Origin of the sequence: Buttiauxella sp. B2 (assembly GCF_006376615.1) — a bacterium.
In the GTDB taxonomy this organism is placed as follows: Bacteria; Pseudomonadota; Gammaproteobacteria; order Enterobacterales; family Enterobacteriaceae; genus Buttiauxella.
Map to the genome: position 1 here is coordinate 55316 of NZ_VEXQ01000012.1, position 13784 is coordinate 69099.

At 51.7% G+C, this 13784-nt stretch carries 15 protein-coding genes; 8 read left to right on the forward strand and 7 right to left on the reverse strand.

Features of this window, described 5'->3' with window-relative positions:
- Positions 1–53: 53 nt before the first annotated feature.
- The 3 genes from uspE to ogt form a co-directional block, all read right to left on the reverse strand.
- Complete coding sequence (gene uspE, locus FH968_RS14385; protein WP_139880572.1) at positions 54–1004, reverse strand: universal stress protein UspE; 951 nt, start codon at positions 1002–1004, stop codon at positions 54–56.
- Between the two features lie 197 nt (positions 1005–1201).
- Entirely contained in the window at positions 1202–1954 is a 753-nt protein-coding gene (fnr, locus tag FH968_RS14390; protein ID WP_139880746.1) for a fumarate/nitrate reduction transcriptional regulator Fnr, read from the reverse strand.
- 197 nt (positions 1955–2151) lie between these two features.
- Complete coding sequence (gene ogt, locus FH968_RS14395; RefSeq protein WP_139880576.1) at positions 2152–2667, reverse strand: methylated-DNA--[protein]-cysteine S-methyltransferase; 516 nt, start codon at positions 2665–2667, stop codon at positions 2152–2154.
- A 236-nt stretch (positions 2668–2903) separates the two neighbouring features.
- Here ogt and smrA point away from each other — a divergent pair, with 236 nt between their 5' ends.
- Complete coding sequence (gene smrA, locus FH968_RS14400) at positions 2904–3467, forward strand: DNA endonuclease SmrA (protein ID WP_139880579.1); 564 nt, start codon at positions 2904–2906, stop codon at positions 3465–3467.
- 2 nt (positions 3468–3469) lie between these two features.
- On the opposite strand, the gene FH968_RS14405 is transcribed toward smrA, so the two are convergent.
- Entirely contained in the window at positions 3470–4276 is an 807-nt protein-coding gene (locus FH968_RS14405; RefSeq protein WP_139880582.1) for an IclR family transcriptional regulator C-terminal domain-containing protein, read from the reverse strand.
- Positions 4277–4447: 171 nt separating this feature from the next.
- Between FH968_RS14405 and FH968_RS14410 the strand changes: the two genes are divergently transcribed.
- From FH968_RS14410 to pcaC, 6 genes are read left to right on the forward strand one after another with little or no spacing between them, the layout of a single operon-like run.
- Positions 4448–5131, forward strand: a complete 684-nt coding sequence (locus FH968_RS14410) for a 3-oxoacid CoA-transferase subunit A (protein WP_139880585.1) — start codon at positions 4448–4450, stop codon at positions 5129–5131.
- Between the two features lie 10 nt (positions 5132–5141).
- The gene (locus FH968_RS14415; protein WP_139880589.1) at positions 5142–5798 is read left to right on the forward strand and encodes a 3-oxoacid CoA-transferase subunit B; all 657 of its coding nucleotides are present in this window, start codon (positions 5142–5144) and stop codon (positions 5796–5798) included.
- A 9-nt stretch (positions 5799–5807) separates the two neighbouring features.
- Positions 5808–7010, forward strand: coding sequence for a 3-oxoadipyl-CoA thiolase (gene pcaF / locus FH968_RS14420; protein ID WP_139880748.1), 1203 nt, complete (start codon positions 5808–5810; stop codon positions 7008–7010).
- Between the two features lie 9 nt (positions 7011–7019).
- On the forward strand, positions 7020–8375 hold the full coding sequence (locus tag FH968_RS14425) for a 3-carboxy-cis,cis-muconate cycloisomerase (RefSeq protein WP_139880591.1): 1356 nt from the start codon (positions 7020–7022) through the stop codon (positions 8373–8375).
- A complete protein-coding gene (gene pcaD / locus FH968_RS14430) occupies positions 8372–9130 on the forward strand; it encodes a 3-oxoadipate enol-lactonase (RefSeq protein ID WP_139880594.1) in 759 nt (252 codons plus the stop codon). The genes FH968_RS14425 and pcaD overlap by 4 nt, the downstream gene beginning before the upstream one ends.
- Before the next feature lies 1 nt (position 9131).
- On the forward strand, positions 9132–9518 hold the full coding sequence (gene pcaC / locus FH968_RS14435; protein ID WP_139880596.1) for a 4-carboxymuconolactone decarboxylase: 387 nt from the start codon (positions 9132–9134) through the stop codon (positions 9516–9518).
- A gap of 103 nt (positions 9519–9621) precedes the next feature.
- Here the strand turns inward: pcaC and pcaQ are convergent, their stop codons facing one another.
- The 3 genes from pcaQ to pcaH form a co-directional block, all read right to left on the reverse strand.
- Entirely contained in the window at positions 9622–10545 is a 924-nt protein-coding gene (gene pcaQ / locus FH968_RS14440) for a pca operon transcription factor PcaQ (RefSeq protein ID WP_139880598.1), read from the reverse strand.
- A 250-nt stretch (positions 10546–10795) separates the two neighbouring features.
- The gene (gene pcaG / locus FH968_RS14445; RefSeq protein ID WP_139880750.1) at positions 10796–11416 is read right to left on the reverse strand and encodes a protocatechuate 3,4-dioxygenase subunit alpha; all 621 of its coding nucleotides are present in this window, start codon (positions 11414–11416) and stop codon (positions 10796–10798) included.
- A gap of 2 nt (positions 11417–11418) precedes the next feature.
- Positions 11419–12156, reverse strand: coding sequence for a protocatechuate 3,4-dioxygenase subunit beta (gene pcaH / locus FH968_RS14450; RefSeq protein ID WP_139880600.1), 738 nt, complete (start codon positions 12154–12156; stop codon positions 11419–11421).
- 253 nt (positions 12157–12409) lie between these two features.
- Between pcaH and FH968_RS14455 the strand changes: the two genes are divergently transcribed.
- Complete coding sequence (locus FH968_RS14455) at positions 12410–13753, forward strand: VOC family protein (protein WP_139880602.1); 1344 nt, start codon at positions 12410–12412, stop codon at positions 13751–13753.
- Positions 13754–13784 lie beyond the last annotated feature (31 nt).

Here is a 13784-nt window from a genome sequence, read left to right on the forward strand (position 1 = left end):
TCATACACCATGAACGGGCTTTTCTTTTGATGTAACTTTACTGCAGCTATCGGCTAATCGTCTTCGTCGTCATCCATCTCGACCGGTGTCTGGTAATCATCAGGTTTGATGACCAGCAAATCACAGCGCAAATGGTCAATAACTTGTTCAGCCGTATTACCGAGGAACGCCGCGGATAGACCCGTGCGTCCTACTGTACCTAGCACCACGATACCGGCCTGCAAGTGCTCGGCCAAATCGGGGATCACTTCTTCAGGCAACCCTTTCTCGACATGCGTCATCTTCTCATCGATACCAAATTTCTGACGCAATGCTTTCATCGCAACTAAATGCTGGCCACGAATAGCATCGTTATAAACGCTCGGGTCAAAATCAGGGAGCTCGATGGCGATATTAATTGGGGTAATAGGGTAGGCACCGACGAGATGGACTTCGGTGTGGTTGACATCATCAGCCAGGCGAATCGTCTCTTTAACCAGTTTTTCATTTAGTGCGTTGTGGTACTGTTCTTCACTAGCCAGGTTTACCGCCACTAACGCTCGGCCCCCTTCAGGCCATTGTTTTTCATTGACCATCCACACCGGGCTTGGACACTTACGCAGAAGATGCCAGTCGGTTGGAGTAAAAATGACCGCTTCCAGTTTATCGTGCTGGTGCGTCATTTTGAGCACCAGGTCATGACCACCGCTGATAACTTCCTGGATAATCGCCTCAAAGGGACGATTATGCCAAACCACTTTAATTTCAATCGGTATGCCCGAATCGATGTAGTTCTGGGCTTGTTCTTTAATCCAGGCCGCACGTTGGCTAATCACGCCTTTGCGCATAGCTGTGCGTTCGTCTGGCGACAGAAGGGTGGTCATTTCGTAGGAAAAATCATAGATAGGCAGAAACGCTTTGATCCTGCCACCAATCCGTTGATGCAAATAAACAGCACGCCGCAGGGCGGGTTGATCGTCCTGATTGGGATCTATTGCGACTAGCATGTTTTGATACTTTGCCATACAGGTCTCCTTAAAACTGCTTAACCACAGTCTGTTAAGTAAGATTAACCCATATGTGTTGAATGAAACAGGTGATAAGCCTTTGCCGGATCAATAAATCAGGAAAATTTAGCGGTCCGGCACTATACCTGTCAGCTTTCAAGTCGCAAGGGTGTTGGCTGCAACTCGAATGCTAACGGGTATAGAAGGAAGGGGAATCAGGCAACGCTACGCGATTGGCCCGCGAGTTGGGAAAGAATATCGATATTTTCGATAGTAATGTACTTCCCTTTCACCGCCAGCATGCCACTTTTCTGGAAACGACCAAGCAGACGACTGATAGTTTCAACCGTCAAACCCAGATAGTTACCGATATCCCCACGAGTCATGGTCAGACGGAATTCCCGAGGGGAGAAACCGCGCTGCGCAAAGCGGCGTGAAAGATTATAGATAAATGCGGCCAGACGCTCTTCTGCATTCTTTTTGGACAGCAGCAGAATCATATCCTGATCGCCCTTAATTTCGCCGCTCATCAAACGCATCATCTGCTGGCGCAGATTCGGCATTTTACCGGACAAATCGTCAAGGGTTTCAAATGGGATTTCGCAGACCATCGAGGTTTCCAACGCTTGTGCGAAACTCGGGTGCATACCCGTTCCGATAGCGTCAAAGCCCACTAAATCACCTGCCAAATGGAAACCGGTAATTTGCTCATCACCTTGTTCAGTGATGGTGTAGCTCTTGATGGTCCCTGAACGAATTGCGTACAGCGACTTCAGCTCATCACCAGCCTTAAACAGGGTTTGTCCTTTCTGTATAGGCTTCTTACGCTCAATAATATTATCAAGCTGATCAAGCTCATGTTCATTGAGCGTGAAAGGGATGCATAATTGGCTGATGCTGCAATCCTGGCAATGGATAGCACAACCGCCAGACTGAATGCGTCGAATAATTCGCTTTTCAGGGATCATAGATATGCTCGGGCCGTTATTGATATTGGTCAATTTTAACATCTTTTTCCTGAGCACGTAAGTATGATGGAAGCGCATTCAGAATATAACAGCCAATAAAATAGGGGTTATAGACCTATCCTATTGAAAATAATGGGTCTGTATACTAAACCCCATTATTCCTGGATGAATAAAGCACAAAACTCTGCACTCATCGGCTACAAGAGCAAATATCCCTCATGGCGCAGTAACCATTCTTTCCGGCCCACGCCACCCGCATAACCTGTCATGGTGCCATTGCGACCAATCACGCGATGACACGGAACCACCACGCTTACCGGGTTTGAACCGTTTGCTGCACCCACTGCGCGAGCAGCACCCGGTCTGCCAAGCTGTTCTGCGAGTTGCCCATAATGCATTATCTGGCCACACGCAATTGAACGCAGTGCTTGCCACACTTCGCGCTGGAATGCGGTTCCCGCCGTGGCAGTTGGGAGTGTTTCGATTACGGCTAAATCGCCATCGAAATAGTCGCGTAGCTTATTGCTCAGCCCATCAGGATTGGCACAAGCTACTCGCTGATAGCCGCTGACACCATAATGAAGACCCAATAATTGCACCATTCTGTCGCTATGTTCTTCCCATTCCACTGCACGCAAATGGTATTGCTCGTCGCAAATTATCCATAACGGCCCTAACGGTGTAACGATTTTGTCTTCCAGCAGTGTCAGCATTGTTCGCTCCAGTTAATTGAGGTGCGGGTAAACTCCCGGCCCAATAGGCAAGCCCACAAGATACCACGCCACCAGTAGTAGCAACCAGACACCCAAAAAGGTTTGTGGCAGTTACGCAAAGTGGCAGCATTCGCGGAGCCAGTCGGGCGTTGAATCTTTCCCAATCCCGCGCCAGCCATTGAGCCATGGCAATACGGTGGCTATAGTGACGTTTAAATTAGTCTGGAGGATTGCTCATGAACCTTGACGAAAAATCGCTGTTTCTCGATGCCATGGAGGATGTGAAACCGCTGAAAAACTGTAATAGCAGACAGTGGCTGAAACCGGCGAAAGATAAGGTGGTGCAAAAACCCGATACCGAGCAGCTTGATAACTTCCTGACCACCGATTTTCTGGAAATTATTCCGCTCACCACCGCCCTGGAATTTAAGCGAGAAGGGCTGCAAATTGGTGTGCTTGATAAACTTCGGCAGGGGAAATACAAACAGGAAGCAAGCCTTAACTTGATTCATCAGCCCGTCGAAAAATGCCGCCAGATGTTATTTACTTATATTCAGCAAGCTAAGAAAGAAGGGCTGCGTAATTTGCTGATCGTTCATGGTAAAGGGCGCAAAGATAAATCCCATGCCAATATCGTGCGCAGTTATCTTGCCCGTTGGCTGGCAGAATTTGAAGAAGTGCAGGCGTTTTGCGGTGCGATGCCACATCACGGTGGCAGCGGGGCGTGTTATGTGGCGCTCAAAAAATCTGACCAGGCAAAAGCCGAAAACTGGGAACGCCACGCCAAACACAGTCGCTAACGTTATTTCAGTAACAACGACAATTCTTCAGCCGCTTCCTGAAGTTTTGGTAGCACACGGGTGAGCAACTCTTGCGCGGAAACTTGTCCGGCGTGAACGCCAACGTTGAGCGCGGCAACCACCGCACCGTCGGGATTAACCAACGGAACGGCAATTGAACGCAGCCCCATTTCCAGCTCCTGATCGTTAAGTGCGTAACCTTGCTGGCGTATACGTTTTAACTCTTCACGCAGTTTACTCACCGAATCCACCGTTTGTGGTGTATAGCGAATCATCGTGATGCGCCCAAGGAAATCGTTGAGTTGTTCTTCCGGTAAATAGCTCAATAACACACGGCCCATCGACGTTGACCACGCGGGCAGACGGCTGCCAATATCTAAATCAATTGTCATGATGCGTGAGCTGGAAGCGCGGGCGATATACAAAATATCGTCACCATCGAGTGTTGCAATCGAGCAGGATTCGTTAAGCATTTCGCTCAAATGCCGGAGCACCGGCTGCGTAGATTTCGCCAGCGGCGTTGAGGCCAGATATGCATGCCCCAGCGACAAAATTCGCGGGCGCAGTTGGTAATATTTGCCGTCTTCGGCATAGACAAAACCGAGCTTGCCCAGCGTATACAAACAGCGGCGCACCGCAGCACGCGGGATACCCGTTTTCTGGCTGATTTGTGAAATCGACAGTTGCCGGCGTTGAGGCGTAAAAGCCTGAATCACTTCAAGCCCCCGAGCCAATGAAGCCATAAAATTCGGATCACCTTTAAACGGGTCGACTTCTCCCGTCGTTACTTCATCACGTTGAATTTCCATTCTGTTCTCCTGAAATTTTCGCCGTCGATCACACTTGCGAAACAAAGATACATGATGTTCGATAATCGCACCATATTTCGATTATCGCCCTTGACCAGCTTCGTTAACGGGGTCACATTTTGTTCGAACAAAGCAAACTTGTGCGATATACGCACACCAAGGAGCTCAGTGATGATCAACAAAAGTGTGGCCACGCTTGATGAAGCCGTCGCCGGAATATTCGACGGAGCCACCATCATGATTGGTGGTTTCGGAACCGCAGGACAACCCACGCACCTTATTGATTCCCTGATTGCTCAGGGAGCCCGTGATCTGACCATTATCAATAACAACGCGGGTAACGGCGAAGTGGGACTGGCGGCACTTTTGAAAGCCGGACGCGTGCGCAAAATGGTCTGCTCTTTTCCGCGTCAGGTGGATTCACAGATTTTCGATGACCTGTATCGCCGTGGCAAAGTCGAGCTAGAACTGGTGCCGCAAGGCAATCTCGCAGCACGCATACAGGCCGCAGGTTCAGGTTTAGGGGCGGTGTTCACACCAACCGGTTACGGCACGCCACTGGCTGAAGGCAAAGAAACGCGCGAAATAGATGGCCGTCAGTACGTGCTGGAATATCCACTAAAAGCAGACTTCGCATTAATCAAAGCCTGGGAAGGGGATCGCTGGGGCAACCTTGTGTACCGCAAAGCTGCACGCAACTTTGGGCCAATCATGGCGACTGCCGCGACTGTGACCATCGCCGAAGTCAGCCGCGTGGTGCATTTGGGCGAGCTTGACCCGGAAAATGTCATCACACCGGGCATATTCGTTCAGCGTCTGGTCGCAGTCGAATCCTCACTGGCACAAAGCGCATAAGGAGCCCAAAGTGAAAAAATTAACCCGTGATGAAATGGCAAAACGTGTCGCTCGTGATATTCCCGAAGGCGCTTACGTCAACCTCGGCATTGGTTTGCCAACGCGCATTGCCAACTACCTTCCGGCGGATAAAGAAATCTTCCTGCATAGCGAAAACGGCTTGCTGGGCATGGGGCCAAAACCAGCAGAGGGTGAGGAAGACCCAGAGTTAATTAACGCCGGGAAAGAGTTTGTCACCCTGCTGACCGGCGGCTGCTTTTTCCACCATGGCGACTCTTTTGCCATGATGCGCGGCGGCCATCTCGATATTTGCGTTTTGGGTGCCTATCAGGTTTCCGCCACGGGCGATCTCGCTAACTGGAGCACTGGCGCACCGGATTCTATTCCAGCGGTAGGCGGGGCGATGGACTTAGCCATCGGCGCACGCCAGGTGTTTGTGATGATGGACCACTTAACGCGCGACGGTGAATGCAAACTGGTGGCAGCCTGCACCTATCCGCTAACGGGGATTGGCTGCGTCAGCCGCATCTATACCGATCTGGCGGTGATTGATATCACTGAAAAAGGCCCCGTAGTGCGCGAAATCTTCAATGGTCTGTCATTTGAAGAATTACAACGTATTACTCCGGTCACACTTAGCTTCGAACAACTGGCAGAAAGCGCGTAAGGAACTATGATGAATCAAGCATTTATCTGTGATGGAGTGCGTACTCCGTTTGGTCGTTTTGGTGGGACACTCTCCACGGTTCGTAGCGATGACTTAGCCGCTCTGCCGCTGAAAGCCCTCATGGCACGCCACCCGAATCTGGACTGGTCAGCGGTGGATGACGTGATTTATGGCTGTGCAAACCAGGCAGGTGAAGATAACCGCAACGTGGCGCGTATGGCATTGTTACTGGCAGGAATGCCGGAAACAGTACCGGGCAGCACCATCAACCGTTTATGCGGCTCAAGTCTTGATGCGTTAGGCGTTGCCGCACGGGCAATTAAAAGCGGTGAAACACAGTTAATGATTGCTGGTGGCGTGGAAAGTATGTCGCGTGCGCCGTTTGTGATGGGAAAAGCCGAAACTGCGTTTGAGCGCGGCATGAAAATGGAAGATACCACCATTGGCTGGCGGTTTATCAACCCACTGATGAAAGCACAATACGGTGTGGATGCGATGCCGCAAACCGCAGAAAACGTGGCGGCGGACTTCAACATCAACCGTGAAGATCAGGATGCTTTTGCGTTACGCAGCCAGCTACGCACCGCACGTGCTCAGGAAATGGGCATTTTTGATGATGAACTCATTCCCGTTTCCATCGCCCAACGCAAAGGCGAAGCGCTACTGTTTACCCGCGACGAACATCCACGATCCACATCCATTGAGTCGCTGGCAAAACTAAAAGGCGTGGTTCGCCCGGACGGCACTGTCAGTGCTGGAAATGCATCGGGTGTTAATGATGGAGCTTGTGCTTTGCTGCTGGCCTCCGAACAGGCGCTCAACACACACGGTTTGCAACCGCTGGCACGTGTTGTTGGTGTGGCAACCGCAGGCGTTGCGCCACGAATTATGGGATTTGGCCCAGCTCCCGCAGTACGTAAAGTGCTGGCGCAGACTGGTTTAACGCTCGCGCAAATGGATGTGATTGAATTAAATGAAGCCTTTGCCGCACAAGCACTGGCAGTGATGCGCGACCTGGGTCTGCCGGATGACGCAGAGCATGTGAATCCTAACGGTGGCGCGATTGCGCTGGGGCACCCGCTTGGCGCATCAGGTGGCCGTTTGGCGATGACGGCTGCGTATCAACTTAAGCGTAGCGGTGGACGTTACGCGCTATGTACCATGTGTATTGGTGTCGGTCAGGGGATTGCACTGATTATCGAACGTGTTTAAGGAGCAGGCATGACACTGTTTACCCCGATGTTGCGTCACTCGCCGTTGACCGAAATCTTCAGCGATGGAAACACGCTACAAAGGATGCTGGATTTTGAAGCTGCACTGGCGCGGGCTTGTGCTCAATGTGGCGCGATCCCTGAGTCGGCTATCAAGGTTATTTCCGCACAGTGTCAGGCTGGCAAACTCGATGTACAGGCATTGGCGCAAGCGGCAGCAGCGGCCGGAAACCTGGCGATCCCGCTGGTGAAACAGCTCACCGCCAATGTGAAGCAACAGGATGAACACGCTGCGCGTTACGTTCATTGGGGAGCAACCAGCCAGGACGTCATTGATACGGGTCTTGTTCTGCAACTGCGTGAAGCGTTAGATGCCAGCGAAAGTCTCCTTGAGCAATTGGTGTCCGCTTTAACTCAACAGATTCAACACCACCGACGCAGCGTGATGCCAGGGCGAACCTGGATGCAACACGCGTTGCCCATCACTTTTGGCTTGAAACTGGCCGGAACGCTGGATGCACTATTGCGCTGGCAGCAGCGCCTGCATGAAATAAAACCCCGTGTGTTGGTGCTGCAATTTGGTGGTGCGGCGGGCACGCTTGTTTCACTAAAAGAGCAGGGGATCCCGGTCTTGCAGGCGCTGGCAAATGCGCTGGCGCTTAATCAGGCCGATACACCGTGGCATAGCCAACGCGACAGATTATTGGAAGTTGCCACCTGGTTTGCGGGTGTTAGCAGCACTCTGGGCAAATTTGCAAATGACTTTGCATTGCTGATGCAAACCGAAGTCAGTGAGGTGAGCGAGCCTGTTGCTGAAGGGCGTGGCGGTTCATCCACCATGCCGCACAAACGTAATCCAGTGAGTTGCGCCGCGATTCTCACTGCGACAACGCGGATCCCAGGGCTAATGGCAACGATGTATGCCAGCCAAAACCAGCAGCATGAACGTGCACTTGGCGGCTGGCAGGCAGAGTGGGAAACGCTCCCGCAGCTTGTTACTCTGGCCGGTGGTGTGATGCAAACCGCGCTAGAATTACTGGCCGGAATGCAGGTAAACACCACAAAAATGCGCGCCAATCTGGATATCACCCACGGCTTGATTATGGCGGAAGCGGTCACGCTGGCGCTGGCGAAAGCTATCGGTAAACAGGCGGCGCATCATCTGGTCGAACAGCTTTGCCATCGCGCGCTGGATGAAAATCAGCCGCTTGTGCTGTTACTTTCACAGCATCCAGAAGTCACTCCGCATCTTTCTTCAACACAAATTGAACATTTGCTTGACCCGCAACACGCCACTGGGAGTAACGACGAGTTTATCAACCAGGTTCTGGCGCGGGCGGCACAACAAACCAGGAGGGTAAAATGAGCCTTTATTATCAACTGGAAGGGCCTGTGGGCGCACCAGTGGTGGTGTTATCCAATTCACTGGGTACCACGTTTGACATGTGGCAACCGCAAATGGCGGCATTGCTCGAGAACTTTCGCGTGCTGCGTTACGACACGCACGGTCATGGGCGTACAACGAAGCACGATAAAACCACGCTGCCACAATTAGCGGAGGACGTTATCAGCGTGATGGACGATGCAGGTGTACAGCAAGCGCATTTCTGCGGCATTTCTATGGGGGGCTTAACCGGACTGTGGCTGGCACGTTTTGCGCCGGAACGCTTTCTTTCGGTCACCGTCGCTAACAGTGCGGCAAAAATTGGTGAGCAAACCGGCTGGCTTGAACGGGCGCGAACTGTGCGCCACGAAGGGATGTCTGCCATTGCGAAAAGCGCACCTTCGCGTTGGTTCACGGAAGATTTTGTTAAGCATCACCACGTACCAGTAGACGCTTTATGTGTGACTCTGGGTCAGAGTGATGCCGAAGGTTATGCATCCTGTTGTGAAGCTTTAGCCGCAGCCGATCTGCGTGCAGAAGTAGACGCGATTTCAGTGCCGGTACTGTTTATCGCAGGTTTGCACGATCCGGTTACAACCATTGCTGACAGCGAGTTTATGCACCAGCAGGTCAGTGGTTCGCATCTGGTCACGCTTGCGGCCTCGCACCTTTCCAGCATTGAAGACGCACACGGTTTTAACGTAGCGCTGCTCAACTTTATTCAGCGGGATGACTGAGATGAAGGATGAAGAACACTATCAGCAAGGAATGGACGTGCGTCGTGCGGTGCTGGGTGACAGCCATGTTGACCGCACGTTGTCGCAACTCACGCCGCTCAATGAGGAGTTTCAGAACTTCATTACACGTTACGCCTGGGGGGAAATCTGGACGCGACCAGGGCTTGAACGCCATACCCGCAGTATGATAACCATCGCCATGTTGATTGCACTAAACCGTGAAGCCGAGCTGAAAATGCATCTGCGCGCCGCGTTTAATAACGGCGTCACGCGTGATGAATTAAAAGAGTTGATCATGCATTCGGCGTTGTACTGTGGCTTGCCCGCGGCCAACGCCACCATGCATCTGGCCCAACAAGTCTTTGATGAGATGGATGCGCAGAATTAAATAATGTCGGATGTCGCTGTCGCTAATCCGACCTACAAAGAAACAAGCCTGATTGATGGGTATCGCAGGGTGGATTAGCGTCAGCGACATCCACCTTGATATATCAACCGGGAATCGACTTCCGAATAGACGCCAACAGAATTTGTGCCGCCGCAGACAGTGGGGTATCGACCCGCGTTAAAATGCCAATTGGCTCACCCACACCTTGCGTTGCCACTGGCAATGAGGTCAACGTTCCCTGACGTAAATCCTCCCTCACAGCGCCAGATGGCACAAACCACACGTAGTTATAATCCACGGTCAGTTGGCGAGATAGCGAAGCAGAAAGCGTTTCAACACAGCTAGCCGGCATTTTACAGCCCTGGCTGGAAAGCAGTGACTCGGCGTTTTGGCGTGGAATTGTTCCTTTAGGGGATACGACAACCGGCCACTCCATCACCCGGCTAAGCGTGATATTTTCGTGCAGAAGCGGGTGCCCTGGGCGAACGACCAGCTTTAATGATTCGAGAAAGAGCAGCTCATAATTCAGCCCGGTCATTAACTCAGGATCGGACATCCGGCCAATACCCAAATCCAGCTCGCCGGATTTTAACCCCGACAGCAGCATCGTGTTATTCATGGTGGCCACTTGCAGCGTGACGTCGCATTGCTGCTTATGAAACTGGCCGATAACTTTTGGTAATATGCCTAGCGCCGCGGTTGGTAGTGCACCCACACGAACCACTGTCGTGTTTTGCCCGTCTTTCTGATTGAGCGATTGCCCGGCGTGATTAAGCGCATCCAGCACCTTAACGGCGTGAGTCAGGAATTGCTCGCCCATCAATGTCATCTGAGCACCCAGACGCCCACGGTCAAACAACCGCGTACCGGTTAATTGCTCAAGTTCATTAAGTGTTTTCGACAGTGCAGGCTGGCTAAGATTAAGTGTTTCAGCCGCGCGCCCCAGTGTTCCCTGTTGAGCAACAGCCACGAAAGTATGAAGATGGCGCAAGCGAATGCGCTGACTGAATAAACCGTTTTTTTCCATAACCTGATGTTAAAAACAGACCCGTAGCGCTGACAAGATAAGTTGTTTGATTTTGATAACTTGCTAGCAAAAATTCATTAACAATTAATCTTATTTAATAACAAATGGTGAGGGTGTCAGTTTTTCCGTTTACATCAGTTATGTCGGGTGTCGCTGCGCTAACCCGACCTACTCATCACTTCATCATTGGTGATACATGTTTTGTAGGGTGGATTAGCGTAGGCGACATCCACCGTTTTCAGTGACTTAACTACACATCAAAAAACACGGTCTCCTTCTCGCCCTGAAGATAGACATCAAACGTATATACCACCTCGTCACCACGTATTTCGCGCTTACCCATCAACGTATTGCGCCGAACTTCCCACTCGATAAGATTCAACACCGGGTCAGCTTCGTTCGCTGCTTGCTCGTCGGAAAAATACATCCGCGTGTTCAGGCCGATATTAATCCCACGGGCTACAATCCACAGGTTCAGGTGCGGAGCCATCAAGCGTCCATCTCGTCCGGTGACGGCACCTGGTTTGATGGTGTCAAAACGCCAGACGCCAGTGTCAAAATCCGAACAGGTGCGCCCCCAGCCACGGAAATCCTCATCCAGTTTTTTATCTGATTGCTGATCCGCAGGGTGGTTATAACGCCCGGCGGCGTTGGCTTGCCAGACTTCCAGCAACACATCACGTACCGGCGTGCCGGAACCGTCAAACACGCGACCTTCAACGATAATTCGCTCGCCCAGGGTGTGAGAGTGGGTCAACACATGGCTAAAGTTCTTCTCGAAAATGTTAAAACCGGCAGCTTGTGGGGCCAGGCCAATGTGTACATACGGGCCAGCAGTTTGCGATGCGGTTTCCGCTAAATAATCTTTCATCATCACATGGCTCCTTGAGTGCGGTTTTCAAACAGCGTGGCGCGTTGACCGCGTAATACCAGATCAAAGCGATAGGCCAGGCAGTCGAGTGGCACTGCCGCGTGAGTGTCCAGTTCGGCAATCAGCGTGCGAATGGCGTCGTCGTTGTTGATGGTTTTCACAATCGGACACTGTTTGATAAGCGGATCGCCTTCGAAATACATCTGCGTGATTAAGCGCTGCGCGAAGGAGTCACCGGAAAGCGAAAAGTGGATGTGGGAAGGGCGCCAGTCGCTTGCCTGGTTACGCCACGGATACGGACCGGGCTTGATGGTGCGGAAAAAGTAATAACCATTTTCATCGGTCAACACACGCCCACAGCCACCAAAATTAGGGTCAATTGGGGCAAGGTACTTGTCTTTTTTATGTCGATAGCGCCCGCCAGCATTGGCCTGCCACACTTCCACTAGCGTGTTTTTCATCGGACGGCCAAAACCGTCGCGAACATAACCATGCACAATAATACGTTCGCCAATCGGCAAACCGTCTTTGGCGTAATTCATGATCAGGTCGTTATCGAGTGGGTCTAAATCTTTCGCGCCAAATATTGGGCCTGTGATTTCAGAAAGTGAGTTCTGCAAAGAGATCAGCGCATTTTTCGGCGAGCGTAACACGCTGGTTTTATACCCCGGTGCGAAAGCCGGAGGATGGGAATCATAGTCGCGATGTACAAGCTCACGAGGTTGCCAAATCTGTGACATAGCCAGCTCCAGTTGTGGGATACAGGGGGCGATGCATTCTAGTTTTAAATATCGCCACTGACAGTCTCAGTTAATAGCTTGTTAAATTAAAGTGAATTTAAGCGCCATCAATCATAACCTTTAGCTATGAAAATGGTGGATAAGATTACTTCTGGTGCATGGCTGTATAGTCGATCACAAAACGAAAATTCTTAGCCCTTAACCTCCGCACGACGTCCTACTCTTTCAGCAATATTCACAGGAGTACGACATCATGGCGAACAACATCACGGCTGATGATATTCGGGAAAAATTTTCGCACGCTATGTCGGCGATGTACCAGCAAGAGGTGCCTCAGTACGGCACCTTGTTAGAGTTAGTCGCCGACGTGAATTTGGCGGTGCTTGAAAACAACCCCGATCTGCAGCAGCGCTTAGAAAACGCAGACGAACTGGCGCGCCTGAATGTGGAACGTCACGGTGCCATTCGGGTCGGTAAAGCGGAAGAACTGGCAACGTTACGGCGCGTATTTGCGATAATGGGAATGTATCCAGTCGGCTATTACGATCTTTCTCAGGCGGGCGTTCCGGTGCATTCCACGGCTTTTCGTCCGATTGACGATGCAGCACTTGCGCGTAACCCGTTCCGCATTTTCACCTCGTTACTGCGACTTGAATTGATTGACGACGCTGAGCTACGCAACACCGCTGCGGCGATTCTGGCCGAACGCGATATTTTCACCCCACGCTGTCGTGCGTTGCTGGATATTTACGATACGCAGGGGGCATTTAATGAAGCACAGGCCGATGAGTTTGTGGCACAGGCGCTGGAAACCTTCCGTTGGCACAGCCATGCCACGGTGGATGCGCAAACTTATCAGGCGTTTCACCAGCAGCATCGGTTGATTGCCGACGTGGTCTGCTTCCGTGGCTGCCATATTAACCACTTGACGCCGCGCACGCTGGATATCGACCGCGTTCAGGCGCTGATGCCGGAATATGGAATCGTGCCAAAAGCGATTATCGAAGGCCCTCCACGGCGTACGTTCCCTATTTTATTGCGCCAGACCAGCTTTAAAGCGCTGGAGGAACCGATAATTTTTGCAGGCGTTCATCAGGGGACGCACACCGCACGCTTTGGTGAAATTGAACAACGTGGCGTGGCGTTAACGCCGAAAGGCCGTGCCTTATATGACGAGTTGTTGAATCTTGCGGGTAACGGGCAAGACAACTTCAGCCATCAGCAGCATTTGCAGGAGGTTTTCAGCCGCCTGCCGGACAGCGATACGCTGATGCGCTGCCAGGAGCTTGCCTATTTTCGCTACCGTTTAACGCCAGTGGGTGAAATGCACCGCCAGGCAATTAAACCTGGTGATGACCCGCAACCGCTGATTGAGCGCGGCTGGCTGGTGGCGCAGCCGATTATTTATGAAGATTTTCTACCGGTCAGTGCAGCGGGGATTTTCCAGTCGAATCTGGGAAGCGAAGGCGGGCAACATAGCCACGGGCATTCCAGCCGTACGGCATTTGAAGAGGCATTGGGCGCGCCAGTGGAGGATGAATTTGAGCTATATCAGCAAGCGTCCGATCGCAGTAAACGGCGCTGCGGATTGTTATAGCGGTGATTGATTGCTATGAACTAAGAGGCCG

Coding starts and splice junctions, on each gene's coding strand:
- uspE (WP_139880572.1), bottom strand. CDS start 1,004: ATGGCAAAGTATCAAAACATGCTAGTCGCAATAGATCCCAATCAGGAC.
- fnr (WP_139880746.1), bottom strand. CDS start 1,954: ATGATCCCTGAAAAGCGAATTATTCGACGCATTCAGTCTGGCGGTTGT.
- ogt (WP_139880576.1), bottom strand. CDS start 2,667: ATGCTGACACTGCTGGAAGACAAAATCGTTACACCGTTAGGGCCGTTA.
- smrA (WP_139880579.1), top strand. CDS start 2,904: ATGAACCTTGACGAAAAATCGCTGTTTCTCGATGCCATGGAGGATGTG.
- FH968_RS14405 (WP_139880582.1), bottom strand. CDS start 4,276: ATGGAAATTCAACGTGATGAAGTAACGACGGGAGAAGTCGACCCGTTT.
- FH968_RS14410 (WP_139880585.1), top strand. CDS start 4,448: ATGATCAACAAAAGTGTGGCCACGCTTGATGAAGCCGTCGCCGGAATA.
- pcaF (WP_139880748.1), top strand. CDS start 5,808: ATGAATCAAGCATTTATCTGTGATGGAGTGCGTACTCCGTTTGGTCGT.
- FH968_RS14425 (WP_139880591.1), top strand. CDS start 7,020: ATGACACTGTTTACCCCGATGTTGCGTCACTCGCCGTTGACCGAAATC.
- pcaD (WP_139880594.1), top strand. CDS start 8,372: ATGAGCCTTTATTATCAACTGGAAGGGCCTGTGGGCGCACCAGTGGTG.
- pcaC (WP_139880596.1), top strand. CDS start 9,132: ATGAAGGATGAAGAACACTATCAGCAAGGAATGGACGTGCGTCGTGCG.
- pcaQ (WP_139880598.1), bottom strand. CDS start 10,545: ATGGAAAAAAACGGTTTATTCAGTCAGCGCATTCGCTTGCGCCATCTT.
- pcaG (WP_139880750.1), bottom strand. CDS start 11,416: ATGAAAGATTATTTAGCGGAAACCGCATCGCAAACTGCTGGCCCGTAT.
- pcaH (WP_139880600.1), bottom strand. CDS start 12,156: ATGTCACAGATTTGGCAACCTCGTGAGCTTGTACATCGCGACTATGAT.
- FH968_RS14455 (WP_139880602.1), top strand. CDS start 12,410: ATGGCGAACAACATCACGGCTGATGATATTCGGGAAAAATTTTCGCAC.